This window comes from Cronobacter sp. HA18003, from assembly GCF_011605905.1.
In the GTDB taxonomy this organism is placed as follows: Bacteria; Pseudomonadota; Gammaproteobacteria; order Enterobacterales; family Enterobacteriaceae; genus Cronobacter; species Cronobacter sakazakii.
Genome location: NZ_JAANQO010000024.1, coordinates 172514 through 198524 on the forward strand (window position 1 = coordinate 172514; position 26011 = coordinate 198524).

Consider the following 26011-nt stretch of genomic DNA (forward strand, 5'->3'; position numbering starts at 1 on the left):
CGGCATTTTCTTAAGCAAAATTCCGTGCAGATCACACATCCGAAACGTTTTGGTTGGCATCCGAAACGTTTCGGATCAACAGTAAAAGCATTCTTTTACCGGAGATGCTTTTATGGAAACCCGCATTCATCGACTCACCAGCCCCACAACCGATGTTGTTATCAAAACGCGCCCGTTCGCTGAAATTCTCTACTGGGGGCCGCACCTTGCGCACTTTTCGGAGCACGATTGCGCGAGCCTCGTACGCCCGGTCGCTAATGGCCGTCTGGATACCGATTCACCCGTCACGTTAATGGCGGAGAACGGCCACGGGCTGTTTGGCGCGCCGGGGCTGGAAGGGCACCGCAATGGGCTGGACGCCTCGCCGGTGTTTACCACGCAGGACGTCAACCAGAACGGGCAGACGCTGGTAATTACCAGTGAAGACGCCACCGCCGGGCTGCGGCTCGTGAGCGAGCTTTCGCTCAGCGACAGCGGCGTGCTAAAGGTGCGCCACGGCCTGACCAATCTGCGCGACGGTGCCTGGCAGGTGGATCGTTTCGCGGTCACGCTGCCGGTGGCGGAACGGGCGTTTGAAGTGATGGCGTTTCATGGCCGCTGGATACGTGAGTTCCAGCCGCACCGCGTAACGTTAAGCCACGACGGCTTTGTGCTGGAAAACCGCCGCGGGCGCACCTCGCACGAGCATTTTCCGGCGCTTATCGCCGGTACGCCGGGTTTTGGCGAGCAGCACGGCGATGTCTGGGGCGTGCATCTTGGGTGGAGCGGCAACCACCGGCTGAAGTGCGAAGCGAAAACCGACGGGCGGCGCTATCTCCAGGCCGAGGCGCTCTATCTGCCGGGTGAAATGGCGCTGGCGACCGGCGAGACGCTGCACACGCCGTGGCTCTACGCGAGCCACTCCACGCGCGGTCTGAACGGTATGAGCCAGCAGTTTCACCGCTTTCTGCGTAAGGAAATCATCCGTTTTCCTGGCAACAAACCGCGCCCGGTGCACCTCAACACCTGGGAGGGGATCTACTTCGACCATCAGCCGGAATACATCATGCAGATGGCGACCAGAGCTGCGGCGCTCGGTGTGGAGCGCTTTATCATTGACGACGGCTGGTTTAAGGGCCGCAACGACGACCACGCGGCGCTCGGCGACTGGTATCTCGATGAGCAGAAATACCCGGACGGCCTGATGCCGGTGATTAATCACGTGAAAAGTCTCGGGATGGAGTTCGGCATCTGGGTGGAGCCGGAGATGATCAACCCCGATTCCGATCTTTACCGCGCGCACCCGGACTGGGTGCTGGCGCTGCCGGGCTACCCGAAAACCACCGGACGCCATCAGTGGGTGCTTAATCTCAACATTTCTGCCGCCTTCGATTACCTGCTGGAACGCATGAGCTGGCTTCTGGGCGAGCATCCGGTTGATTACGTGAAGTGGGACATGAACCGCGAGCTGGTGCAGCCGGGCCACGCGGGCAAAGCGGCGGCAGACGCCCAGACGCGTCAGTTCTATCGCCTGCTGGATGTGCTGCGCGCGCGTTTCCCGCACGTTGAATTTGAGTCCTGCGCGTCCGGCGGCGGGCGTATCGATTTCGAAGTGCTGACGCGCACGCACCGCTTCTGGGCCTCCGACAACAACGACGCGCTGGAGCGCAACACCATCCAGCGCGGCATGAGCTACTTCTTCCCGCCGGAAGTGATGGGCGCGCATATCGGCAACCCGCGCTGCCACGCGACGTTCCGCCAGCACAGCATTGAATTTCGCGGCCTGACGGCGCTGTTCGGTCATATGGGCCTGGAGCTGGACCCGGTCAGCGCTGGCGAGCAGGAGGCGGCGGGCTATCAGCGCTATGCCGCGCTTTATAAGGAATGGCGTGAGCTGATCCACACCGGAGACCTGTGGCGCGTAGAGATGCCGGACGCCGCCACGCAGGTGCAGGGCGTCGTCAGTCAGGATAAGACGCAGGGGCTGTTTCTGGTAAGCCAGCTGGCGATGCCGGATTACACGCTGCCAGGCGCGCTGCGCGTGCCGGGGCTCGATCCGCAGGCCCGTTACCAGGTGCGGCTGGTGGATCATCCGAATATTCAGTTGACCGGCGAAGGCGGCCACACCATGCGCAAACTGCCGGGCTGGATGAGCGAGCCTGTCAGCGCCAGCGGCGAATGGCTGGCGCAGGCGGGGCTGCAACTGCCGGTGCTCGACCCCGAAACTGCGATGCTTATCGCGTTTGAGCGCGTGTAACAGGCGGGTGCCGTGAAAGCGGCACCTCGATGGTCTGGTCTTCTAAGGGCGACAATAATGAAAAATACCGTCTGTACCCCAAAACATAACCCGAACTTCTGGATCTTTGGTCTCTTCTTCTTTTTCTACTTCTTCATCATGGCCACCTGCTTTCCGTTTCTGCCTATCTGGCTGTCGGATGTGATTGGCCTGAACAAAACCGATACCGGCATTGTGTTCTCCTGTATGTCGCTGTTTGCTATTGCGTTTCAGCCGGTGCTGGGCGTGATTTCCGACAAGCTGGGCTTAAAAAAACATCTGCTGTGGATTATCACCACCTTGCTGGTGCTGTTCGCGCCGTTCTTCCTGTGGGTGTTCGGGCCGTTGCTGAAGGTGAATATCTGGCTCGGCGCGCTGATGGGCGGGCTGTATATCGGCTTTTGCTTCTCCTCCGGTGCCGGGGCGATTGAGGCATACATTGAGCGCGTGAGCCGCAGCAGCGGTTTTGAATATGGCAAGGCGCGCATGTTTGGCTGCCTCGGCTGGGGGCTGTGCGCCTCGACGGCGGGGATGCTGTTTAACGTCAACCCGGCCATCGTGTTCTGGATGGGTTCCAGCGCGGCGCTGGTGCTGATGGGGCTGCTGCTGTTCGCGCGCCCTCGCGCGAATCAGACGGCGCAGGTGATGAACGCGCTCGGTGCCAACCAGCCGCAGGTGACGGCGAAAATGGCGCTGGGCCTGTTCCGCCTGCCGAAGCTGTGGATGTTTATTCTCTATGTGGTCGGCGTGGCGTGCGTGTATGACGTGTTCGACCAGCAGTTCGCCACGTTTTTTAAATCGTTCTTCCCAACGCCGCAGGCGGGCACGCAGGCGTTTGGTTTCGCCACCACAGCCGGTGAGTTGTGTAACGCCATCATTATGTTCTGCTCACCGTGGATCATTAACCGCATCGGCGCGAAGAACACGCTGCTGATTGCGGGCACGATTATGGCCACGCGTATTATCGGCTCGGCGTTTGCCACGAACGTTTATGAAATCGTGGCGCTGAAAATGCTGCACGCGCTGGAAGTGCCGTTCCTGCTGGTGGGCGCGTTTAAATACATTACCGGCGTGTTCGACACGCGCCTGTCGGCGACCATTTATCTGATTGGTTTTCAGTTTGCCAAGCAGATGGCGGCGATTTTTCTCTCCGCCTTCGCCGGTACGATGTATGACCGGATAGGGTTTCAGGATACGTATCTGATTCTCGGCAGCTTTGTGCTGGCGATAACGGTGGTGTCGGCGTTTACGCTCACAAACACGCGGCAGGCGATGGTGTCAGAAGAGACGGTGAAGGCGTAAGGTTGGCGTTTATCATTTATAACCGTAATGACGGCGGGTGCGCGTTGCTTACCCGCCCTACATCACACACGGCATTGCATTAACCGTAGGGCGGGTAAGCGCCAGCGCACCCGCCAGTTCCCAAATTAAATCTCTCGCAGGGCGGGTAAGCGAAGCGCACCCGCCATTCCCCCGCTTAAATCTCTCGTAGGGCGGGTAAGCGAAGCGCACCCGCCATTCATACACACCCACGCTCACTCCAGATAAAACACGTTTTTCAACTCCTGGCTCACCGGGCTGTTATCCGGGTTGGAAGGCATAATCTCGCGCATATGCTTCCACCAGCGCTGGCACACCTCGGTTTGCGCCACGGCGTTCCAGCGCGCCTCGCTCTCTATCTCGACCGTCGCGAAGAGCAAATGACGCTGCGCATCAAGCCAGATGGCGTAATGGTGCGCGCCATGCTGTTTCAGCACCGCCTCCAGCTCCGGCCAGATGGGGGAATGGCGGCGCTGATACTCCTCGTGCGCGTCGGGGTTGACCTGCATTACAAACGCTTTGCGGATCATAACGCCTCCAGATAGAGCTCGCGGACCTCGTCGCGTGAAGCGACACGCGGGTTGCACGGCGCGCAAGGGTCAGCCAGCGCGTTATCAAGCCAGCCTTCGATATCCGCTTTCGTCACACCAAGCTGGCTGAAGCCGGAAGGAATGCCGACACGCGCCGACAGCGCGCGGATCGCGTTGATGGCTTCATGGCTCGCCTGTTCATCGCTCATGTCACGGGTATCGACGCCCATCGCCTGCGCCACGCGCGCAAACCGCTTCACGGCGCGCGGGCGGTTAAAATTTTCAATAACGGGTAGCAAAATCGCGTTGCAGACGCCGTGCGGCAGGTTGTGCGTCGCGCCCGGCTGGTGCGCCAGCGCATGTACCAGGCCTAAGCCCGCGCTGTTAAACGCCATGCCCGCCAGATACTGACCGCACGCCATCTGCTCGCGCGCCTCCAGATTGTGCCCGTCCTCCACCGCCTTTGGCAGCCACTCGTTAATCAGGCGAATCGCCTCCAGCGCGTTGGCGTCGGTCAGCGGGTGCGCACCCACCGAGACAAACGCCTCGACCGCGTGGGTCAGCGCGTCCATGCCGGTCGCGGCGGTGATGGCGGGCGGAATATCCAGCATCACGCTTGCGTCATCCACGGCGATATCGGGGATCAGATTCGGGTCGATAATCACCTCTTTGACCCGTCGCGCCTCGTTGGTGATCACCGCATTGCTGGTCATTTCCGCCGCCGTTCCGGCCGTGGTGTTAATCGCCACCAGCGGTGCGCCAGGGTTTTTGACATGACCTACGCCCGCGTAATCGATGGATGCGCCTGGATTGGCGGTGAGAATTTTGATGGCTTTAGCGGTGTCGATGGGGCTGCCGCCGCCGAAGGCAATCAGGTAGTCGCATTGCGCATTGCGCCAGATTGCGAAGCCGCGCTGCACCAGCGCTTCGGTGGGGTTCGGAAAAACGTCATCAAACAGCTCGTATGAAAGCTGATGCGTATCCAGTGCGGCAAAGAGGCTATCGAGCAGGCCGAGTTTAACCAGTTGTCCGTCGGTGACGATAAGCGCCTTGCCCCAGGCTTTATTCGCCACCAGTTTCACCATGTCTTCGATAGCGCCTGCGCCATGCAGGCTAATTTTGGGCAGTGCCAACATAAAGCTCATGCAGCTTCTCCTTGCTTTTACGGTAATGGCGGGTGCGCGTTGCTTACCCGCCCTACGGGTGTATTCACGCTGGCGGGTGCGCGTTGCTTACCCGCCCTACGGGTGTATTCACGGCGGCGGGTACGCGTTGCTTACCCGCTTTACGGTTGTATTCACGGCTGCGGGTGCGCGTTGCTTACCCGCCCTACGGGTGTATTCACGGCTGCGGGTGCGCGTTGCTTACCCGCCCTACATTGAGGATGGGTAGGGTGGGTAAGCGCAGCGCACCCACCGTTCAACCGGCTAACGCCCGCCCGGTTACAACGCGATGGCACCCGCGTGCGGCGTCACGCCAAAACGCTCGCCGAGCGCAATCAACTCCTCGCGCGTGATGGTCTGCTTCATGCCGCCCATCGACAACACCTTGACCAGGATCTCGGCGGATTTCTCGGCGGTATCGATAAGCCCGAACGCCTCATCAAGCGTCGGCCCGGTGCCGAAAATCCCGTGATGCGGCCACAGCACCAGCGTGTGGGTTTTCATCTGCTCCGAGGTGGCGCTGCCGATGCCATCGGTGCCCGGCACCATCCACGGCACAATGCCGATGCCGTCCGGGAACACCACCAGGCATTCGGTGCTGCCTTCCCACAACAGGCGCGTAAAGCGCGCTTCATCCAGCTCCAGCACAAAGCTCAGCGCAATCAGGTTCGTGGCGTGGCAGTGCATAATCACGCGGTCCTTGCCGCCGGAGACCGCTTTGCGCACCGCGTGCGACTGAAAATGCGACGCCAGCTCCGATGTCGGCAGGCCGCCGTTACTGAGCCCCCAGTGAATGTGATACGCCATACCGTCATCGGTGATTTGCAGCAGCACCAGCGTGTCTGCCGGGTCGAGCTGCACGTTACGGAAAAACTTCCCGGAGCCGGTCACGAGAAACCAGCAGCCCGCGAGTTCCGTGCGCGGCTGGCTCAGCTCCACGCAGCGTGGCGCGGGGTAAAACTCGTCGCGGTAAGGCTCCACGTCGGCTGCGTCAAGGCGCAGGCTCACGTTGCCGCCGTTGCGTTCGTCCCAGCCTTTCAGCCACATATCGCTGGTGGCTTTAACCATTCCCTGAACAAACCAGGAAGAGAGAATGCGTTGCATGAGTGCTCCTTAGCGCGTGCTTAATACGTGTTGTTCAAAGTGGCGGACGGCGGAGAGCCACGCGGCATCGGCTGGCGTGTCGTGGCGCTCGCAATACATCTCCCATACGGCCTGCCACGGCAGCGATTTTTGCTCTTCGAGCAGCGCCAGACGCGCGGTGTAATCGCCGTCAAGCTCCAGCTGACGCAGTTGCGCGGTCGGCTCCAGCAGCGCGCGCAGCAGCGCTTTCTTCATATTGCGGGTGCCAATCACCCATGCCGCGATGCGGTTGATGGAGGCGTCGAAGAAATCGAGGCCGATATGCACGCGGTCAAACAGGTCATGGCGAATAATTTCACCGGCGATAGCCTGGGTTTCGTCATCCAGCAGCACGACATGATCGCTGTCCCAGCGCACCGGGCGGCTCACGTGCAGCAGCAGGCGCGGCACGTAGAGTATCGCGGCGGAGATTTTGTCGGAGATCACTTCCGTCGGGTGGAAATGGCCGGCGTCGAGGCACAGCGCGGTCTGGCGGCTTGCGGCATAGCCCAGGTAAAACTCGTTCGAGCCGACGGTGTAGCTCTCCGCACCGATGCCGAACAGCTTGCTCTCTACCGCGTCGATGTGGTGCGCCGGGTTGAGTTTTTCGCGGATAACCTCATCCAGCGCGGCGAGCAGGCGGCGTCGCGGCGCCAGGCGGTCCACCGGCGTATCTTTCATGCCGTCCGGGATCCAGATGTTCATTACCGACGGCGTGCCGAGCTGTTCGCCAAACGACGCCGACACGCGGCGGCTCGCCTGGCAGTGCTCAATCCAGAACTGGCGAATTTCCGGGTTAGGGTGCGAGAGCGTAAAGCCGTCGGCGCTCAGCGGGTGAGAGAAGCACGACGGGTTGAAATCCAGCCCCAGCTGGCGCTCGCGCGCCCACGCCACCCAGTTTGCGAAGTGTGCCGGTTTAATTTCATTGCGGGCGACCGGCGTGTCGGATTCCAGATAGATGGCGTGCAGGTTAAGGCGTTTGGGGCCGGGGATCAGGCGCAGCGCCTGGTCGAGATCGGCGCGCAGCTCTTCGGCGTTACGCGCCTTGCCCGGATAGTTGCCGGTCGCCTGAATGCCGCCGGTGAGCTGCCCCTGCGGATTTTCAAACCCGGCCACGTCGTCGCCCTGCCAGCAGTGCATGGAAACCGGCAGGCGGTCGAGCTGGTTTAGCGCGGCTTCGGCATCGACGCCAACGGCGGCGAAGCGCTGCTTCGCCAGTTCCCAGGCCTGATGAATGTGAGTGGTCATGCGTAAAGCTCCTTCCTGATTTGACGGGACGGCGATACCCGCGCCGCGTGGCGCGCTATTTCGCTGTCCGTCTGAGGGTGAAATGGGGTCAGCGTCTGGCTGGCTATGACAACGCGGCGAAACGCATCGACATCGGCGATATCATCCAGCGCCATCAACTGGCAGCCGATATTGCCGAGCGTGGAGGCTTCCACCGGGCCTGCCAGCACCGGAATGCCGCAGGCATCGGCGCAGAGCTGATTCAGCAGCGGGTTCTGGCTGCCGCCGCCGACAATGTGCAGCACCGTGAACGGCCGCCCGCGCAGGGCGGTGAGCTCGTCCAGCACGCGGGCGTAGAGCAGCGCCAGGCTGTCAAAAACACAGCGCGCCAGCTCTGCCGCGCTTTGCGGCGCAGGCTCGCCGCGCTCAAGGCAGGCGGCCTGAATTTCGCGGCTCATGTTTTCCGGATTGATAAAGCGGTCGTCATTGGGGTTCACGACAAAGCGGCAGGGCGCAAGCGCGCGCGCCTCGTCGATAAGCGCGGGCAGATCGGTAATCTGTTGCTCCTGACAGACGCGCTGCAACAGCCACAGCCCCATGATGTTTTTCAGCACCCGGTAGCGCCCTTCGGCACCGCCTTCGTTGGTGATATTGGCTGCGAGCGCGCGGTCATCGGTGTACGGCGTTTTACTCTCAAAGCCCATCAGCGACCAGGTGCCGGAGGAAAGGTACGCCGCGTCCGGCGTCGCCAGCGGCGCGGCGATCACGGCGCTGGCGGTGTCGTGCGTCGCCACAGAAACCACCGGCACTTCGACGCCCTGCGCGCTGCGCCAGTGGCCGATCACGTTGCCCGGATGCGTCGGCGCGCCGAGCCAGTGGTGCGGCACACCCGCCCAGTCGAGCAGCGTCTCATCCCAGTTATCGGTGTTGATATTGATAAGCTGCGTGGTGGTGGCGTTGGTGTAATCCCAGTTCAGCGCGCCGGTGAGCCGGTAGCAGAGGTAATCCGGGATGAGCAGCGCATGCGCCACGCGGTCAACCAGCTCCGGCTGCTGCTCCACCAGCGCACGAAACTGATACAGCGTGTTAAACGGCAGAAACTGAATGCCGGTGCGGCGGTAAATCGCCTCGCGGCCCATTTGCTGCTCCGCGCGGGCCATGATGCCGTCGGTGCGGCTGTCGCGATACGACACCGGCAGGCCGACGCGCTCGCCGCGCGCATCCAGCAGCACATAATCGACGCCCCAGGTGTCGATGCCGATGCTGTCCATAGCGACGCCGCGCGCGCAGGCTTTCTCCAGACCCGCGCGCACTTCGCACTCCAGCGCATCCACATCCCAGGTGTCGAAGCCGTCCACGCGGCGCAGGCCGTTGGCGAAGCGGTGTATTTCCTCAAGCGTCAGGCGCTGTCCGTGGCTATCGTAGCGGGCCAGCATCACGCGGCCGCTGGACGCCCCCAGATCGACCGCGACGCTATGGCGAATAGTCATGGTTGGGGTCCTTGTTGGAATCTCTGACGCCAGTCTAGGGAGCGGCGCGGCGGCGCACCTTCACTCCACGGACAGTGCGTTAAACGCGCTGGCAAGGAGGCAAAGATGAACGTGAGGGAGTTCACAAAATGGCGTCTGGCCGCCTGGCTGACCGGGGTGTGAGCCGCGCCGCATTTCCAGAAATTTCACGGTGTTTCTTAAAAAACCGACAGGCTTTGCGCGTTTTGGCGTCGAAAATTTAAGGTGTCAGTGAGAACCGTTATCTACTATCAGGCAGGTTTCACAGAATGCGGGGGCAATGATGACGGTACTACAGAGCGTTGATTTTTTCCCATCCGGCGCGGCGTCGGTGACCATTGAACCGCGTCTTCCGCAGGCGGCTTTTCCTGAACATCATCATGATTTCTATGAAATTGTCATCGTTGAGCACGGCACCGGCACGCATGTGTTTAATGGTCAGCCGTATACGCTCAGCGGCGGCTCCGTCTGCTTTGTGCGCGACCACGATCGTCATCTCTACGAGCACACCGAAAACCTCTGCCTGACCAATGTGCTGTATCGCTCGCCGCAGGCGTTCAGTTTCCTGTCGGGGCTTGAAAAGCTTCTGCCGCAGGAGCAGGACGGCCACTACCCGTCGCACTGGCGCGTCAGCCAGCAGACGCTGCATCAGGCCCGCCCGCTGGTCGGGCAATTGGAAGCGCTGCGAGAAAGCAGCGACGTCCACGCCATCGCCAGCATGGAGATGCTCTTTATGCAGCTGCTGATTTTGCTGCGTAGCGGCGCGCATGCGCAGGGCGACGGCCGCCCTGATGAACGGCTGAACCAGCTTATCGCCTGGCTTGAGGAACATTACGCGGAAGAGATTTGCTGGGAGCAGCTCGCCGACCATCACCGGCTGTCGCTGCGCACGCTGCACCGCCAGCTTAAGCAGCGCACCGGGCTGACGCCGCAGCGCTACCTTAACCGTCTGCGCCTGATGAAAGCGCGCTATCTGTTGCGCCACAGCGAAGAGAGCGTCACGGATATCGCCTATCAGTGCGGCTTTGGCGACAGCAACCACTTCTCCACGCTCTTCCGGCGCGAGTTTTCGTGGTCGCCGCGTGAGATTCGTCAGGGGCGCGACGGGCAAATCCAGTAACGCGAAGGAAATCACCGTTTTCCGCGGCGAAAAAACGCATACTTTGCAGCCATTTGCCCCGGAGATACGCTGTGGCCTCTCAGTTAGTGCTCAGGAAAGCGGATTTCTTCGCGACACCCACCCAGCCGGTCGTCGTGGCTGACCGCTACCCGCAAAACGTTTTTGCCGAGCATACCCACGAGTTCTGCGAACTGGTGCTGGTGTGGCGCGGCAACGGGTTGCATGTGCTGAATGACAGGCCTTACCGCATCACCTGCGGCGATCTCTTTTATATCCGCGCAGAAGACCGCCACAGCTACCAGTCGGTTAACGATCTGGTGCTACATAACATCATCTATTGCCCCGAACGGTTGCAACTGAACGTCAACTGGCGCGATCTACTGGAAAACCCGCGCGGCGTGAACGGCGACCCGCGCTGGCGGCTCAGCAGCCAGGGCATGGTGCAGGCGCGCCAGGTGATTGATCAGCTTGAGCATGAAAGCCCGAAGCAAGACGCGCTCTCGCACTGCCTGGCCGAAAGCCTCTTTTTACAGCTGGCGATTACGCTGCGCCGTCATCGTTACCAGCCATCGGGCGGTACGGGGCCGGGCGAGGGCGAAACGCTGGATCTGCTGATGGCCGCACTCGGCAACAGCCTCGACGTGCCGTTCGATTTACAGCACTTTTGCAGTCATTATCAGATTGCCGAACGTCCGCTGCGCCAGCTGTTCCGCCAGCAGACGGGCATGACCATCAGCCAGTACCTGCGCCAGTTACGCATTTGCCAGGCGCAGTATCTGCTGCGCCACTCCTCGTTGCTGATAAGCGAGATCGCCGCGCGCTGCGGCTTTGAAGACAGTAACTATTTCTCGGTGGTGTTTACCCGTGAAACGGGCGTGACGCCACGGGTGTGGCGTCAGCAGTGGGGTGCTCTGGCCGGTTAGTTGGTCGCCATGCCCAGCCCGACGATATTCGCCGCCACAATAATTACCACGCAGCCCAGGCTCAGCACGCTGACCGGGCGACGCCCGGCGGTTTTCCACTCGCGCAGCAGCAGCCCGACGATGCCGCCGCACAGCACGTAAAAACTCATGTGCAGCATCCAGCTGATGTAGTCATACTGCGCCGGGATGCGCGCATGGCCCCAGGCGTAGAAAAAGAACTGCAAATACCACATCAGCCCGCCCAGCGCCGAGAGCAGCACATTGCTGATAAGCAGCGGTTTCGCCAGCGAGAAATCGGCTTTAATCGACAGATTTTTCACCTTCGCGAGGCGGATAAAACAGAAGCCGAGGTTAATCAGCGCGCCGCCGCCCATGATAACGACATAGCTTGGCAGCGCGACGTAGAGCGGATCGACGCCCAGCGCGGCAGCGGCTTCATGCATCGGCTTCGCGGCGTCCATCGCAAACGACATGCCTGCGGAGAACACGCCGCACAGCACCGCCAGCACCAGGCCTTTCTTCAGGTTAAACTCTTCGGCTTTGATGCCCATCTGGCGCTCTTTCAGCTGGCCTGCGCGGGTGACAATGGCGACGCCAACGAGCGCGACGAACACGCCAAGCAGCGTCATCCGCCCGCCGGCGGTGCCGACGAGCACACCGAATTTACCGTTCAACAGCGGCGTCATCAGCGTACCGACAATCAGCGTGATACCAATCGCGATGCCGATGCCCATCGACATACCGAGATAGCGCATGGTCAGGCCGTAGTTAATGTTGCCGATGCCCCACATCGCGCCAAACAGAAACACCGGCAGCAGCGTGGCGGCGCTGAACGAGCGGTAGTAGGCCCAGAAATCGGGCAGCAGCAGCGCGCTGACCACCCAGGGTAAAATCAGCCAGGACACCACGCCGCCCACTGACCACATGGTCTCCCAGGACCAGTGCCGTACCTTCTTAAACGGCGCATAAAAGCAGGCGGCGCTCGCCGCGCCAATCAAGTGCCACAGTATGCCCATGGTTATTGCGTTACTCATGCTGTCGTCCTCGTTTCCGTCATAGCACCAGACAGGAGCGAAAGCCGCCCCCTAACCGAATCGAGTCTATTGAGGCGCTCACGCTTTCACCTTCGGGGCGCTGCCGCGAAGCGTTAACGGGTGGCAAAAAACAGCGAGTAAGCCGAACGGGGATCACACTTTATGGTGAATTCAGACGATGCCTAAGCGTTGGAAATATGTGCGAAAAACGGCGCAGGGTGTCCATTTTTGGCTAATATTGCGTTAAGTTATAACCATATAAAAACTGCGGCATTGATAAACATTTTCAATATCATTTAATTAACTATAATGAACCCACTGCTTACGCGGCGTTAACACCTATGCCGCCCGACAATAATGGAGATGATGAATATGAGTTACACACTGCCATCCCTGCCGTACGCATACGACGCCCTGGAACCGCATTTCGACAAGCAGACGATGGAAATCCATCACACCAAACACCACCAGACCTACGTCAACAACGCTAACGCGGCGCTGGAAAGCCTGCCGGAGCTGGCGAATCTGCCGGTTGAAGAGCTGATCACCAAACTGGATCAGGTTCCGGCGGACAAGAAAACCGTTCTGCGTAACAACGCGGGCGGCCACGCGAACCACAGCCTGTTCTGGAAAGGCCTGAAAAAAGGCACCACCCTGCAGGGCGACCTGAAAGCGGCTATCGAGCGTGATTTCGGCTCCGTTGAGAAATTCAAAGAAGAGTTCGAGAAAGCAGCAGCGACCCGTTTCGGCTCTGGCTGGGCGTGGCTGGTGCTGAAAGGCGACAAACTGGCTGTTGTTTCCACCGCAAACCAGGATTCCCCGCTGATGGGCGAAGCTATCTCCGGCGCTTCCGGCTACCCGATCCTGGGCTTGGACGTGTGGGAGCACGCGTACTACCTGAAATTCCAGAACCGCCGTCCGGACTACATCAAAGAGTTCTGGAACGTGGTTAACTGGGACGAAGCCGCAGCGCGTTTCGCTTCTCAGAAATAAGGTTGCAACCTGACCTGTAAAAAGCGAGCCTGATGGCTCGCTTTTTTTATATCCGCAAAAGGAGGCGCGTATGTATTTCCCGGTGCAGGTGTATCTCGGCAAAATCCGCGACTATGAAGGCAGCAGGCCCAGCGCCATCGGCAAAGTGCAGGTGGAGGGCGAGTTGTCGCTCACCAGTCGCGGGCTGGTTGGCGATCAGCAGGCGGAGAAGAAAATTCACGGCGGGGTGGACCGCGCGCTGTGCCACTACCCGCGCGAGCATTACGCCGTCTGGGCGCGTGAATACCCGGAACAGGCGGAGTGGTTCGCGCCGCCCGCGTTTGGCGAGAATCTCTCCACGCTGGGGCTTACGGAAGAGAACGCGTTTATCGGCGATATCTTTCGCTGGGGCGAGGCGCTGATACAGATCACCCAGCCGCGTTCGCCGTGCTTTAAGGTTAATTTTCACTCGGGGATTAGCGAGCTTTCCGGCCGGATGCAGGATACCGCGCGCTGCGGCTGGCTCTACCGGGTGATCGGCGAAGGGAAGGTGTTTAGCGACGCGCCGCTGGAGCTGGTGTCGCGGGTGAGCGCCATTTCCGTGCGCGAGGCCGCCGCGATTGCGTGGCATACGCCATTCGATGACGAGCAGTATCACCGGCTTCTGAGCGCAGGTGGCCTTTCCGCCAGTTGGGCGAAAACGCTGCAAAACCGGCGTCTTAATGGGAAGATCGAGAGTTTTTCGCGCAGGTTGTGGGGTAGAGGGTAGCAGGCGGGTTATCCGAAAATCGTTGGTGGGTGCGCTTCGCTTACCCCCCCTACAGGAAACACTTCTCTATGGGGGGAGCGTGGTAGGGCGGGTAAGCGAAGCGCACCCGCCGCCGCCACTTACCCGATACTACTTACCCCGCCACCCTCACATCACCAACTTTTACGCCGCGTCATCCTGCTTAGGCTTCGCGCTGGCGGCGGGCAGATCCGCTAAAACGGACGTAAATTCCGGCGACGGCACCAGCGATTCACGGGTGATCTCCTTAATCGACTTCGCGCCGGTCAGCGTCATCGCCACCCGCATCTCCTTCTCAATCAGATTCAGCAGGTTCGCCACGCCTTTCTCGCCGTGGGTCGCGAGCGCGTAAAGGTACGCGCGGCCCAGCAGCACGCTGTCGGCACCGAGCGCAATCATGCGCACCACATCCAGCCCGTTACGGATGCCGCTGTCGGCGAGAATGGTGATGTCACCCTTCACCGCATCGGCGATGGCGGGCAGCGCGCGGGCGGACGAGAGCACGCCGTCAAGCTGGCGGCCGCCGTGGTTGGAGACCACAATCCCGTCGGCACCGAAGCGCACCGCGTCGCGGGCATCTTCCGGGTCGAGGATCCCCTTGATCACCATCGGGCCGTCCCAGAATTCGCGGATCCACTCCAGGTCTTTCCACGAGATAGACGGGTCGAAATTGTTCGCCAGCCAGCCGATGTAATCCTCAAGCCCGGTCGGCTTGCCAAGGTACGCGGAAATATTGCCGAGATCGTGCGGGCGGCCATTCAGGCCCACGTCCCACGCCCACTGCGGGTGCGTCACTGCCTGCCAGTAGCGGCGCATGGCGGCATTGGTGCCGCTCATACCGGAATGGGCGTCGCGGTAACGCGCGCCGGGTGTGGGCATATCAACGGTAAACACCAGCGTTGAACAGCCCGCCGCCTTGGCGCGCTCCAGCGCGTTACGCATAAACCCGCGGTCGCGCAGCACGTAGAGCTGAAACCACATCGGGCGATTCATCACTGGCGCGACTTCCTCAATGGGGCAGACGGACACCGTCGAGAGCGTAAAGGGAATGCCTTTCGCCGAGGCCGCGCGCGCCGCCTGAACTTCGCCGCGACGCGCGTACATGCCGCACAAGCCGACCGGCCCCAGCGCGACGGGCATCGAGAGCGTTTCGTTAAACAGCGTCGTCTCAAGGCTCAAATCCGACATATTTTTCAGCACGCGCTGGCGCAGCGCTACCTGCGAGAGATCTTCCACGTTGCGCTTAAGGGTATATTCCGCGTAGGCCCCGCCGTCGATATAGTGAAACAGAAACGGCGGCAGGATACGCTGCGCCGCTGCGCGATAGTCGCTGGCTGCGGAAATAATCATTCTTTATTCTCCCTGGAAGGTTGCATTACGTCGTCGGGCAGGCGGGTGACACGCGCCTGGCGGGCGACATCTTCATCAAGCTGTTTAATCGTGGAGTGGACAAAGCCGAGGTGGCGCAGCGTCGCGTTGCGCGCCCGTTCGGCATCGCCGGTTTCGATCGCCTCCAGCATCTCGCGGTGCTGACCGGTGAGCTGCGCGAAAATCGGCTGCTGCTGATACATCCGCTGACGGCTCTCCATCACCGACGATTGCAGCAGATCGAAAAAGCCGCGCATGGTCTGGAGCAGCACCACGTTGTGCGACGCCTCGGCAATCGCCAGGTGAAAGCGCACGTCGGCCTGCGAGGCGAGATCCGGGTCGTCGCGCTCGGTAAACTGCAGCATCGCGTCGAAGCAGTAGCGCAGCTTTTCTTTATCCTGCGCGGTGGCGCGCAGCGCCGCATACCACGCGGTGCTGGCCTCAATGGCGTGGCGTGCTTCTAAAATGTCGTAGCGATAACCCGGATCGTCCGCCATCAGGTTACGGATGGGCTGGACGATGCGCTGTTCAGACCACGGCTCCAGCTGATAGCGCACAAAAGTGCCGCCGCCGCGACGGCTTATCAGCAGCCCGTCGCGAATCAAAATCTGTAACGCTTCGCGCAGTGAATTACGCGAGACGCCAAGCTCCTGCGCGAGCTGTCGCTCAGAGGGCAGGCGCATTCCGGCTTCCAGCCCGCGCTCGGTAATGAGCGCACGAATGCGCTCCACCAGATGGTCGGCCAGTCGCCGGGTCATCAATGTCATGGGATCATCCAGGTAAAGTAATAAGCCTGAAGCAGCGTGATAAGCCCCACCATGCAGGTGAACGCCAGGCTGTGCTTCACGGTAAAACGGAAAAGATCGGACTCTTTGCCCACCAGCCCCACCGCCGCGCAGGCGATAGCAATGGACTGCGGCGAAATCATCTTGCCGGTCACGCCGCCGGTGGTGTTCGCCGCCACCATCAGAATATCTGAGACGCCGGTCTGCTGCGCCGCCGTGGCCTGGAGCGCCGCAAAGAGCGCGTTCGACGAGGTATCTGAGCCGGTCAGGAACACACCAAGCCAGCCGAGGAACGGCGAGAAGAACGGAAACGCGCTGCCGGTGTGCGCGAGTGCGAGCGCCAGCGTCGAGGAGAGCCCGGAGTAGTTAGAGATAAACGCGAACGCCAGCACCATGCCGATGGAGTAAATCGGCAACGCCAGCTCTTTCATGGTCTGGCCGAAGGTTTCTACAGCGGCTTTCGGCTTCATGCGCAGCCAGATAATCGAAATGATAGCCGCCACGAAAATCGCGGTGCCGGTGGCGGAGAGCCAGTCGAATTTATAGACCGCGGCATAGGACGTGGCTTTTGCGACGACCGGCGGCATGCGGGCCACGAGACCATCGAGATACGGCACGGAGACGTTAAACACCAGGTCTGAGAGCGGGCCGCCTTTGGCGAACAGCGCTTTAAACGGCGGAATGCTCCAGAGCGTCACCGTGGCGGTCAGGAACAGGAACGGCGTCCAGGCGCGTACCACCTGGCCTGCGGTGTAATGCTTGCGCGCCAGCGTCTGATCGACCACCGAGGCGCCCATATCGCCGAAGCGGAAAATACGCACCGGCTGCCAGCGTTTAAGAAACAGCGTCAGGCAGACCAGCGACACCAGCGAGGAGATAATGTCCGGCAGCTCCGGCCCGATAAAGTTCGAGCTTAAATACTGGGCGATGGCGAACGAGCCGCCTGCCACCAGCACCGCGGGCCAGGTCTCTTTAATGCCGCGCCAGCCGTCCATAATCGCCATGATCCAGAACAGTACGATAATGGTCAGGAACGGCAACTGACGGCCGACCATCTGGCCAATCTGGAAGCTGTCGAGGCCGGTCACCTGGCCTGCCACCAGAATCGGAATGCCCATCGCGCCAAACGCTACCGGCGCGGTATTCACAATCAGGCACAGGCCCGCGGCGTAAAGGGGGTTAAAGCCCAGCCCCACCAGTAACGCGGCGGTGATCGCCACCGGCGCGCCGAAGCCTGCGGCCCCTTCCAGAAACGCGCCGAAGGAGAAACCGACAATCAGCATTTGCAGACGCTGGTCCGGCGTGATGGAGAGTATCGAGGAACGGATGATGTCAAACTGCCCGGTTTTCACCGAAATTTTATAAACGAACACCGCGGCGATGATAATCCACGCGATAGGCCACAGGCCGTAGAAGAAGCCGTAAATCACCGACGCGAACGCGCGCTCCGCCGGCATTTTGTAGAAAAAGAGCGCCACCAGCAGCGCGATGGCGACGGTAATGGTCGCCGCCATGTAGCCTTTCAGCTTGAGCTTAATCAGCGCGAAAAAGAAAAACAGGATCGGCAAAGCGGCAATCAGGCTCGAAAGCCAGAGATTCCCTGCCGGGTCGTAATTCTGCTGCCAGAGGTGCATAGCGAATCTCCTGCGGGCCTTCATTCGTGCCGGAAGTCTGTGCTTCTGTTAGCGCGGATTTGTAAAAGTGGCCCAACCAATGTGTTGTTATAGGGTGAATGACAACAAAAGGTTAACTATTTGTTAGGTGTCGGCAACACGTTGGTTGCGCTTTTTTGGGGTTTTGTGAGTGGGTGGTAAGTTTGCGAGGGAATTGGTTGGGCCAATTCAGGCGGTGTCTGGCGAGTTATCATCACTCGCGCCGGGAAACGAGAAAACGTGGAAGACGTCTCGCAATACCTACACATAAACCGCTTCGCTCTCGTTGATAGCAGTAAAAACATCTTCGATTCCAGCGGCGGGAAGCCCGGAAGGTATGACAGAGAATGATGCCGGAGTGTGACTATGTGCAGGGAAGCGCGTCATGTTTGAATTAATTTTTCATCCGGTCGCGGCGGAAGAACTTTACGCGCTTGATCCCGTCATGCAGGCGAAAGTATTGAGAGGGCTGGAAAAGCTTGAACGAGAAGGCTTCCGGCTGCGTTATCCTGATTCGCGTGCGCTGAGCGGGGGCTTGTACGAACTACGGGTTGGCGGTAAAGATATTGCTCGTACGTTTTTTGCTTATGCAGCCGGCCAGCGTATTTTTATTTTGCGTACTTTTATAAAAAAGACGCAAAAAACGCCGCTACGTGAATTCGAAATTGCACTCAAACGATTGGAGGAGCTCAGCCATGACGGTTAAAGGTATCACCTTTGCACAGGTGAAAGCGCGCGCCTTTGAAAACGCAGCGGTTCAGGCAGCTTACGAGCAGCAAATACGTGAAGAAGAGCTAAGCGCCCTGCTTATTGCGATGCGTACACAGGCAGGCCTCACAAAAAACGATGTGGCTGAAAAAATGGGTGTTTCACTGCCGGAGGTCAGCCAGCTTGAAGATAATGCGCATGGGGCAAGCGTCGACACGCTTCGGAATTATGCTCAGGCTTGTGGCGTTACGTTAAAACTTTCTCCTGGTTAAACACGGCCGCCAGGTGGCGGCCCGCCGATCAAAACTCGCTTTTCGCAAAGCCGGTCATCTCTTTCAGGCCCATTTCACGGCCCAGCGCGGTCATCGGGTGAACGACGACCAGCCCGCGCACGCTTTTCTTCAGCTTGCCCATATCGGCCTGCTCTTTTTTGGTGATGGGGCGTTTAAACGGCATCGCCATCAGCTTCTGCGCTTCTTTGCTGAGCTTGTCAGTACGCACGTCTTTCAGGCGCGCGATTTCCGTTTCCAGCGTGGCGATCTCCTGCTCCAGCTCCGCGTATTTATCGGCGGCTTCCGTCAGGGAAACGGCGGCCTGCTGGTGACGCAGGGCATCAAGGCGGTCGCTCAGGCGTTTAATTTCAGCTTTTTCGATCTCTTTCATTCACACAAACCATCAGAAAAGGGGGATTGCTGCAAAGGATACACTAATTGCGGGGGACGAATGAAAAAAGCGGGAAAAGTCTCCCGCCCGAAGGCGGGAGAAAAGGGAGATTCCAATGAGGTTAACGCTTACTCTTTGTCGTGCTCTTCCCAGGCCATAGCGCGTTTAACCGCCTTGCGCCAGCCTTCGTAGCGGTAGTTACGCTCGGTGGTTTCAATACCCGGGCGGAATTCACGCTCAATTACCGCTTTTTCCTGCAGTTCGTCCAGATTCTGCCAGTAGCCGACCGCAAGACCCGCCAGATAGGCTGCGCCCAGCGCGGTGACTTCACGGACTTCCGGGCGCTCCACGCGGGTGCCGAGAATGTCAGACTGGAACTGCATCAGGAAGTTGTTCGCCACCGCGCCGCCATCCACGCGCAGGGCGTGCAGACGAATGCCGGAGTCGGCCTGCATCGCTTCCAGCACGTCGCGGGTCTGGTAGGCGATGGATTCCAGCGTGGCGCGAATGATGTGATTCGAGTTCACGCCGCGGGTGAGGCCGAAAATCGCGCCGCGGGCATACGGATCCCAGTACGGTGCGCCGAGGCCGGTAAACGCCGGTACCACATAGACGCCGTTGGTGTCTTTCACTTTGGTGGCGAAATATTCGGAGTCAAACGCGTCGCTGATGAGCTTCATCTCGTCGCGCAGCCACTGAATTGACGCGCCCGCCATAAACACCGCGCCTTCCAGCGCATAGTTCACTTCACCGCGCGGGCCGCAGGCGATGGTGGTCAGCAGACCGTGGGTGGAGGCCACCGCTTTTTCGCCGGTGTTCATCAGCATAAAGCAGCCGGTGCCGTAGGTGTTTTTCGCCATGCCTTCTTTCACGCAGAGCTGGCCAAACAGCGCCGCCTGCTGGTCGCCCGCGATACCGGCGATAGGAATACGGGTGCCGCCTTTACCGCCGATGTTAGTCTGGCCGTACACTTCAGACGACTTACGCACCTGCGGCAGCATGGCGCGCGGAATATCCAGCGCCTCCAGCATTCTGTCATCCCAGTCAAGCTCATGGATGTTGAACAGCATGGTGCGCGAGGCGTTGGTGTAGTCGGTCACATGCACGCGGCCCTGGGTCATTTTCCAGATAAGCCAGGTGTCGACGGTGCCGAACAGCAGTTCACCGCGCTTCGCGCGCTCGCGGGCACCTTCGACGTGATCAAGAATCCACTTCACTTTGGTGCCGGAGAAGTACGGGTCAATGACGAGGCCGGTCGCCTGGCGCACGTAATCTTCCATGCCGTCGCGTTTCAGTTTTTCGCAAATCTCTGAGGTACGGCGGCACTGCCAGACAATAGCGTTATGAATCGGTTTGCCGGTTTCACGCTCCCAGACCACCGCCGTTTCGCGCTGGTTGGTAATGCCGATAGCGGCAATCTGATCGGAACTGATATCCGCTTTCGCGAGGGCTTCTACCAGCGTGGAGCTCTGGGAGGCCCAGATTTCCATCGGGTCGTGTTCTACCCAGCCTGGACGCGGGTAGATTTGTTCAAATTCACGCTGGGAGACGCTGACGATGTTGGCGTCATGATCCAGCACAACGGCGCGGGAGCTGGTCGTGCCCTGGTCGAGCGCAACGATATATTTTTTTTCTGTAGTCATCATTTTTATCCCGTAAATCGGTTACAGCGAAGCTTTCTGTTGTGCGCTGCTGGCAGAAGGTTTATCCGCTTCTGGCTCGCAGGTGTCGCACGGTAAATGGCGGCCAATCAGTTTGCGGTAGCCAAACGCGCCAAGCGCCGCGCCGACGACCGGGCCCAGGGCCGGCACCAGGAAGTAAGGAATGTCACGCCCGCCGGTAAAGGCCACGTTACCCCAGCCAGCGAGCCACGCGAACGCCTTCGGTCCTAAATCGCGCGCCGGGTTCATGGCGAAGCCGGTGAGCGGGCCCATTGACGCGCCAATAACCGCAATCAGCAGGCCAATCAGCAGCGGCGCCAGCGGACCACGCGGAATGCCGTTGCCGTCGTCGGTCAGCGCCAGGATAACGCCCATCAGAATGGCGGTAATGATCATTTCAACCGCAAACGCCTGAACCAGGTTGATGTGCGGGTTTGGATAAGTCGAGAAAATACCGGCCAGATCGAGACTTTCGACGCTGCCGCGAACCATGTGGTGAGTCTGTTCGTAATCGAGGAAAAGATTGTAGTAAAGCCCGTAAACTAACGCCGCTGCGCAAAAGGCGCCGGCAAACTGAGAAATAATAAAAGGAACCACTTTGCGCCCGTCGAAACAGGCAAACAGCCACAACGCGATGGTTACCGCCGGGTTAAGATGCGCGCCGGAAACGCCTGCGGTCAGGTAGATGGCCATCGCCACGCCCAGACCCCAGATGATGCTGATTTCCCACTGACCGAAACTGGCTCCTGCCACTTTCAGCGCCGCCACGCAGCCCACACCGAAGAAAATCAACAACCCGGTACCGAGGAATTCGGCGATGCACTCGCCTTTTAAGGTTGATGTTTGACTCATAATCGGGTCCTGAAGGCTAATTGATGATTATTGTAAGCATGGTGTCGAAGACGACCACGATGTCATGTAGACATGGTGTTAACTTATCGTTAACGAACAAAAACGAGAAATATCGAAATTAAAATGTGTGTGTCACGTCAAGAAAATGAGCGTTTTCGCGCTCGATAGCGTGTTTTTCGGACAGGGTGAAGTGAGAGCTGAATCATTTCATTAACGCATATGTTAACAATTTACCGTAGCGTGTCGCGAATACACTCGGTTTAGACTGAAAAAGCGCGCAAACCGCAATCCGTGCGGGTTGTCGCTGGACAGGGGCACAAGGGCTTCATACAATCGGGACTAGTGTTGTGCGCACAGATTAATTTAAGGCGTCGCCGGGCACCGGGACGAGGATAGTTATCCATCAACGCCTTGCAATTCAGGAGAGGTAGGACGATGTCATTTGAAGTGTTTGAGAAACTGGAAGCCAAAGTACAGCAGGCTGTTGATACTATCACCCTGCTGCAGATGGAAATCGAAGAGCTGAAAGACAAGAACAACCAACTTGCTCAGGAAGTTCAGAACGCCCAGGGCAGCCGCGAAGCGCTGGAGCACGAAAACCACCAGTTGCGCGAACAGCAGCATGTCTGGCAGGAGCGCCTGCAGGCGCTGCTGGGAAAAATGGAAGAAGTGTGATTACCGCACTTTGAACCAAAAAGAACGGGCGCTCAGGGCGCCCGTTTTTGTTACTCGATATCCAGCGGATCTTCAGAAAGAATAATACCGGTATTGTCGGCGTAAAGATGGTCGCCGGAGAAGAAGGTCACGCCGCCGAAATTGACGCGCACGTCGCTTTCGCCGATGCCTTCGCCCGCAGCACCCACCGGGATCGCCGCCAGCGCCTGGATGCCGACATCCAGCTCCGCCAGATCGTCCACCTGACGCACCGCGCCGTAGACGACAAGCCCTTCCCATTCATTCTGCACCGCAAGGCGCGCCAGTTCCGCATCGATCAGGGCGCGGCGTACCGAACCGCCGCCATCAACCAGTAAAACGCGTCCGCGGCCATTTTCTTCGAGCAGCTCATACAGCAACCCGTTGTCCTCGAAACATTTCACCGTGATGATTTGCCCGCCAAAAGAAGAGCGACCGCCGAAGTTGGAGAACAGAGGCTCCACAACGTTGACCTCTTCCTGGTAGATGTCACAAAGCTCAGAAGTATCGTATTTCATAGGTTTAACGTTCAGTTGCTGCAAGAACTGTCAGTATATCGCTTAACGCGCGCTGTTGGCAAAATCATCAATTGTTAATTGATGCGGGTCAGTTAACGCAGCTGCTGACTGATGATAAGCCCGATGATAAACAGCAGATTCACCAGCAGCGCCGCTTTCAACGTGCGCTCAAGCATTGGGCGCATCGCCGCAGGCTCGGTTTCGCGCAGCACAAAGCGCGCCTGACGCGCCAGCAGCGGGCTAGCGAGCAGGAACAGCCAGCCCCACAGGCTGTGCAGCCACAGCAGATTAAACACGGCGAGACAGACCAGCGCGCCCGCCAGAAGCCCCACGTGGTAACGGCGGGCGACGACGGGCCCGAGGCGCACCGCCAGCGTGTTTTTGCCGTTGCGGCGGTCACTGTCGATATCGCGCAGGTTGTTGATATTAAGCACTGCCGCGGCCAGCAGTCCGCAGGCGGTCGCAGGCAGCCAGACCGGCGCAATCAGCGTGTGAGCCTGGAGATACCAGCTGCCGAGCACGCTCAGCCAGCCGAAGAAAATCAGCACCGAGACATCGCCAAGCCCCATATAACCGTAAGGACGCGTGCCGACGGTGTAGGTAATGGCGGCGAGGATAGAGAGCGCGCCAAGCGCCAGAAAGCCGAGCACGTCCGCCATGCTGCGGCAGGCGACATAGACCAGCGCCAGCCCGGACACGCAAATCAGCGCCACGGTGAGCTGAATGGCGCGCTTCATCTGCGGTGCGGTAATCGCGCCTTTCTGCATGCCGCGCAGCGGGCCGAGGCGGTCCGGCTGGTCGCTGCCTTTGACGGCGTCGCCATAATCGTTGGCCAGGTTGGAGAGAATTTGCAGCAGCCCGGCGGTCAGCAGCGCCAGCAGCGTAATCACGGGGTCGAAATAGCCCTGCCAGCTGGCGAGTGCGCTGCCGACGAGAATGGCGGAAAATGCCAGCGGCAGCGTGCGTGGCCGCAGGCTTTCAAGCCAGGCCTGAGTGCGATTTACTGCGTGTGTCGATGTATTCATAAGCGGATCTGAGCCAATAAAAATGAGGGCTTGCCTGCCTGACGAAGCTGCGGATGGCTGGCGTCGTCTGCATAACCCGGCGCAAACGCCGGGAACAGACTGACCGCCTTACCGCACCTCACATCGGCGGGCAAAAGCCCTCACCAAAAGTGATGAAAATGCGTTGAGCGCGATTATAAGATAAAACGGCTCAGATCTTCATCTGCGACCAGCGCATCCAGGTGTTTGCTCACATAATCCGCGTCGATAGTAATCGTCTGGCCGCCCAGATCGCTCGCGTCATAGGAGATATCTTCCATCAGACGCTCAAGCACCGTATGCAGACGGCGCGCGCCGATGTTTTCCGTGGTTTCGTTCACCTGCCACGCTGCCTGCGCGATGCGCTTGATGCCGTCGTCGGTGAATTCAATATGCACGCCTTCGGTTTCCATCAGCGCTTTGTACTGCACGGTGACAGAAGCGTTCGGCTCGGTCAGGATGCGCTCGAAATCTTCCGCGGTCAGCGCCTGCAGCTCAACGCGGATCGGCAGACGGCCCTGGAGTTCCGGGATCAGATCGGACGGGCTCGCCACCTGGAACGCGCCGGAGGCGATAAACAGGATGTGGTCGGTTTTCACCATGCCGTGTTTGGTAGAGACGGTGCAGCCTTCCACCAGCGGCAGCAGGTCGCGCTGTACACCTTCGCGGGAAACGTCCGGGCCGGAGACATTGCCGCGCTTACAGATTTTATCGATCTCATCGATAAACACGATGCCGTGCTGCTCAACGGCTTCGATAGCCTGCTCTTTCAGCTCCTCCGGGTTCACCAGTTTGGCGGCTTCTTCTTCCACCAGCAGTTTCATCGCATCTTTGATTTTCAGCTTGCGCGGTTTTTGCTTCTGGCCGCCCAGGTTCTGAAACATAGACTGCAACTGGCTGGTCATCTCTTCCATGCCCGGAGGCGCCATGATTTCAACGCCCATCGGCGCTGCGGCGAGATTGATTTCAATCTCTTTGTCGTCGAGCTCGCCTTCACGCAGTTTTTTACGGAACGCCTGACGCGCGGCGGACGGCTCCTGCTGCTGCTCCGGCTGGCCCCAGTTGTTTTTAGCCGGCGGGATAAGCACGTCGAGAATGCGCTCTTCGGCCATCTCTTCGGCGCGGTAGCGGTTTTTCTCGATCGACTGCATGCGCACCATTTTGATGGCGGAATCGGTCAGATCGCGGATGATGGAATCCACTTCTTTACCGACATAGCCCACTTCGGTAAATTTCGTCGCTTCCACTTTGATGAACGGCGCGTTGGCGAGTTTCGCCAGACGACGGGCGATTTCGGTTTTACCGACGCCGGTCGGGCCAATCATCAGGATGTTTTTCGGGGTCACTTCATGACGCAGCTCTTCGTTAAGCTGCATACGGCGCCAGCGGTTACGCAGCGCGATAGCGACAGAACGCTTCGCCGCGTCCTGGCCGATAATGTGTTTGTCGAGTTCGCTGACAATCTCGCGTGGGGTCATTTCAGACATGTGAGGTCCTTACGCTTTGGAGTTCAATTCTTCGATAGTGAGGAAGTGGTTGGTGTAGATGCAGATATCGCCTGCAATCCCCAGCGACTTCTCGACGATATCACGAGCGCCAAGCTCGGTGTTTTCCAGCAGCGCGCGTGCCGCAGCCTGCGCGTAAGGCCCGCCGGAGCCAATGGCGATCAGATCGTTTTCCGGCTGCACGACGTCGCCGTTGCCGGTAATAATCAGCGAGGCGTTTTCGTCGGCCACCGCCAGCAGCGCTTCGAGGCGGCGCAGCATACGGTCGGTACGCCAGTCTTTCGCCAGTTCCACGGCGGCTTTCACCAGATGGCCCTGGTGCATTTCGAGTTTACGTTCGAAGAGTTCAAAGAGGGTAAAGGCGTCGGCGGTGCCGCCCGCGAAGCCCGCGATAACTTTATCGTTATACAGACGGCGGACTTTTTTCACGTTGCCTTTCATTACGGTGTTGCCCAGGGTGGCCTGGCCGTCGCCACCGATCACTACCTGGCCGTTGCGGCGCACACTTACTATTGTTGTCACGAGCAAACCCCTTATTGCATAAGCTGAAGACAGCGCCCTGCGGGTGATGCAGGGCAGAATGCAATTATAGATGGGGGATGT

25 protein-coding genes are annotated in these 26011 nt (G+C 59.4%); 9 read left to right on the forward strand and 16 right to left on the reverse strand.

All coding sequences use genetic code 11. From position 1 onward, the window contains the following. The first annotated feature begins 112 nt into the window (after positions 1-112). Complete coding sequence (locus G6041_RS17345) at positions 113-2236, forward strand: alpha-galactosidase (protein WP_012126100.1); 2124 nt, start codon at positions 113-115, stop codon at positions 2234-2236. A gap of 57 nt (positions 2237-2293) precedes the next feature. Continuing rightward, positions 2294-3556 carry an MFS transporter gene (locus tag G6041_RS17350; RefSeq protein WP_012126099.1) on the forward strand — a complete coding sequence of 421 codons (1263 nt, stop codon included), beginning with the start codon at positions 2294-2296 and terminating at the stop codon, positions 3554-3556. Positions 3557-3789: 233 nt separating this feature from the next. On the opposite strand, the gene rhaM is transcribed toward G6041_RS17350, so the two are convergent. From rhaM to rhaB, 5 genes are all read right to left on the reverse strand, one after another. Then, complete coding sequence (gene rhaM, locus G6041_RS17355) at positions 3790-4104, reverse strand: L-rhamnose mutarotase (RefSeq protein WP_012126098.1); 315 nt, start codon at positions 4102-4104, stop codon at positions 3790-3792. Next, positions 4101-5249, reverse strand: coding sequence for a lactaldehyde reductase (gene fucO / locus G6041_RS17360; RefSeq protein ID WP_004385152.1), 1149 nt, complete (start codon positions 5247-5249; stop codon positions 4101-4103). Before fucO ends, rhaM begins: the two co-directional genes overlap by 4 nt. A gap of 297 nt (positions 5250-5546) precedes the next feature. After that, a complete protein-coding gene (rhaD, locus tag G6041_RS17365; protein ID WP_007871997.1) occupies positions 5547-6371 on the reverse strand; it encodes a rhamnulose-1-phosphate aldolase in 825 nt (274 codons plus the stop codon). Between the two features lie 9 nt (positions 6372-6380). Next, entirely contained in the window at positions 6381-7637 is a 1257-nt protein-coding gene (locus G6041_RS17370; RefSeq protein ID WP_166491672.1) for an L-rhamnose isomerase, read from the reverse strand. Then, the gene (gene rhaB / locus G6041_RS17375; RefSeq protein WP_054628582.1) at positions 7634-9106 is read right to left on the reverse strand and encodes a rhamnulokinase; all 1473 of its coding nucleotides are present in this window, start codon (positions 9104-9106) and stop codon (positions 7634-7636) included. The genes G6041_RS17370 and rhaB overlap by 4 nt, the downstream gene beginning before the upstream one ends. A gap of 301 nt (positions 9107-9407) precedes the next feature. Here rhaB and rhaS point away from each other — a divergent pair, with 301 nt between their 5' ends. Both rhaS and rhaR read left to right on the forward strand, forming a co-directional pair. Beyond that, positions 9408-10244 (forward strand): HTH-type transcriptional activator RhaS, encoded by an 837-nt coding sequence (gene rhaS, locus G6041_RS17380; protein ID WP_015387090.1) that lies wholly within the window; start codon positions 9408-9410, stop codon positions 10242-10244. Positions 10245-10315: 71 nt separating this feature from the next. Further along, positions 10316-11167, forward strand: coding sequence for an HTH-type transcriptional activator RhaR (rhaR, locus tag G6041_RS17385; RefSeq protein ID WP_012126093.1), 852 nt, complete (start codon positions 10316-10318; stop codon positions 11165-11167). Here rhaR and rhaT read toward each other — a convergent pair. Continuing rightward, positions 11164-12201: an L-rhamnose/proton symporter RhaT gene (gene rhaT, locus G6041_RS17390; RefSeq protein WP_012126092.1), complete on the reverse strand. Its 1038-nt coding sequence runs from the start codon at positions 12199-12201 to the stop codon at positions 11164-11166. The two genes, rhaR and rhaT, sit on opposite strands and share 4 nt — an antisense overlap. Positions 12202-12573: 372 nt before the next feature. Here rhaT and sodA point away from each other — a divergent pair, with 372 nt between their 5' ends. Both sodA and yiiM read left to right on the forward strand, forming a co-directional pair. Continuing rightward, on the forward strand, positions 12574-13194 hold the full coding sequence (sodA, locus tag G6041_RS17395; protein ID WP_015387089.1) for a superoxide dismutase [Mn]: 621 nt from the start codon (positions 12574-12576) through the stop codon (positions 13192-13194). A gap of 70 nt (positions 13195-13264) precedes the next feature. Beyond that, on the forward strand, positions 13265-13942 hold the full coding sequence (gene yiiM / locus G6041_RS17400; protein ID WP_012126091.1) for a 6-hydroxyaminopurine reductase: 678 nt from the start codon (positions 13265-13267) through the stop codon (positions 13940-13942). 162 nt (positions 13943-14104) lie between these two features. On the opposite strand, the gene lldD is transcribed toward yiiM, so the two are convergent. Genes lldD through lldP form a run of 3 tightly spaced genes read right to left on the reverse strand, consistent with a single transcriptional unit; the run spans position 14105 to position 17747 of the window. Continuing rightward, entirely contained in the window at positions 14105-15310 is a 1206-nt protein-coding gene (lldD, locus tag G6041_RS17405; RefSeq protein WP_012126090.1) for an FMN-dependent L-lactate dehydrogenase LldD, read from the reverse strand. Further along, a complete protein-coding gene (lldR, locus tag G6041_RS17410; RefSeq protein ID WP_007704167.1) occupies positions 15307-16095 on the reverse strand; it encodes a transcriptional regulator LldR in 789 nt (262 codons plus the stop codon). The genes lldD and lldR overlap by 4 nt, the downstream gene beginning before the upstream one ends. Next, positions 16092-17747 (reverse strand): L-lactate permease, encoded by a 1656-nt coding sequence (lldP, locus tag G6041_RS17415; RefSeq protein ID WP_015387088.1) that lies wholly within the window; start codon positions 17745-17747, stop codon positions 16092-16094. Before lldP ends, lldR begins: the two co-directional genes overlap by 4 nt. Positions 17748-18150: 403 nt before the next feature. Here lldP and G6041_RS17420 point away from each other — a divergent pair, with 403 nt between their 5' ends. Both G6041_RS17420 and G6041_RS17425 read left to right on the forward strand, forming a co-directional pair. After that, a complete protein-coding gene (locus G6041_RS17420; protein ID WP_004385741.1) occupies positions 18151-18471 on the forward strand; it encodes a type II toxin-antitoxin system RelE/ParE family toxin in 321 nt (106 codons plus the stop codon). Next, the gene (locus G6041_RS17425; RefSeq protein ID WP_007853687.1) at positions 18461-18745 is read left to right on the forward strand and encodes a helix-turn-helix domain-containing protein; all 285 of its coding nucleotides are present in this window, start codon (positions 18461-18463) and stop codon (positions 18743-18745) included. Before G6041_RS17420 ends, G6041_RS17425 begins: the two co-directional genes overlap by 11 nt. Before the next feature lie 28 nt (positions 18746-18773). Here G6041_RS17425 and G6041_RS17430 read toward each other — a convergent pair whose 3' ends face one another. The 3 genes from G6041_RS17430 to G6041_RS17440 all read right to left on the reverse strand — a co-directional run bounded on the left by G6041_RS17430 (position 18774) and on the right by G6041_RS17440 (position 21649). Continuing rightward, a complete protein-coding gene (locus tag G6041_RS17430) occupies positions 18774-19136 on the reverse strand; it encodes a YibL family ribosome-associated protein (protein ID WP_007779260.1) in 363 nt (120 codons plus the stop codon). A 128-nt stretch (positions 19137-19264) separates the two neighbouring features. Further along, on the reverse strand, positions 19265-20782 hold the full coding sequence (gene glpK / locus G6041_RS17435) for a glycerol kinase GlpK (protein WP_012126088.1): 1518 nt from the start codon (positions 20780-20782) through the stop codon (positions 19265-19267). An 18-nt stretch (positions 20783-20800) separates the two neighbouring features. Beyond that, positions 20801-21649, reverse strand: a complete 849-nt coding sequence (locus G6041_RS17440; protein WP_004385737.1) for an MIP/aquaporin family protein — start codon at positions 21647-21649, stop codon at positions 20801-20803. Between the two features lie 435 nt (positions 21650-22084). On the opposite strand from G6041_RS17440, the gene zapB reads away from it, so the two are divergent. After that, complete coding sequence (zapB, locus tag G6041_RS17445; RefSeq protein WP_007779254.1) at positions 22085-22324, forward strand: septal ring assembly protein ZapB; 240 nt, start codon at positions 22085-22087, stop codon at positions 22322-22324. Between the two features lie 50 nt (positions 22325-22374). Here zapB and rraA read toward each other — a convergent pair whose 3' ends face one another. The 4 genes from rraA to hslV form a co-directional block, all read right to left on the reverse strand. Beyond that, a complete protein-coding gene (gene rraA / locus G6041_RS17450) occupies positions 22375-22860 on the reverse strand; it encodes a ribonuclease E activity regulator RraA (protein ID WP_004385735.1) in 486 nt (161 codons plus the stop codon). Positions 22861-22952: 92 nt separating this feature from the next. Next, positions 22953-23885, reverse strand: coding sequence for a 1,4-dihydroxy-2-naphthoate polyprenyltransferase (menA, locus tag G6041_RS17455; protein ID WP_012126087.1), 933 nt, complete (start codon positions 23883-23885; stop codon positions 22953-22955). 173 nt (positions 23886-24058) lie between these two features. Further along, on the reverse strand, positions 24059-25390 hold the full coding sequence (gene hslU / locus G6041_RS17460) for an HslU--HslV peptidase ATPase subunit (protein ID WP_004385733.1): 1332 nt from the start codon (positions 25388-25390) through the stop codon (positions 24059-24061). 9 nt (positions 25391-25399) lie between these two features. Next, on the reverse strand, positions 25400-25930 hold the full coding sequence (gene hslV, locus G6041_RS17465) for an ATP-dependent protease subunit HslV (RefSeq protein ID WP_004385732.1): 531 nt from the start codon (positions 25928-25930) through the stop codon (positions 25400-25402). Positions 25931-26011 lie beyond the last annotated feature (81 nt).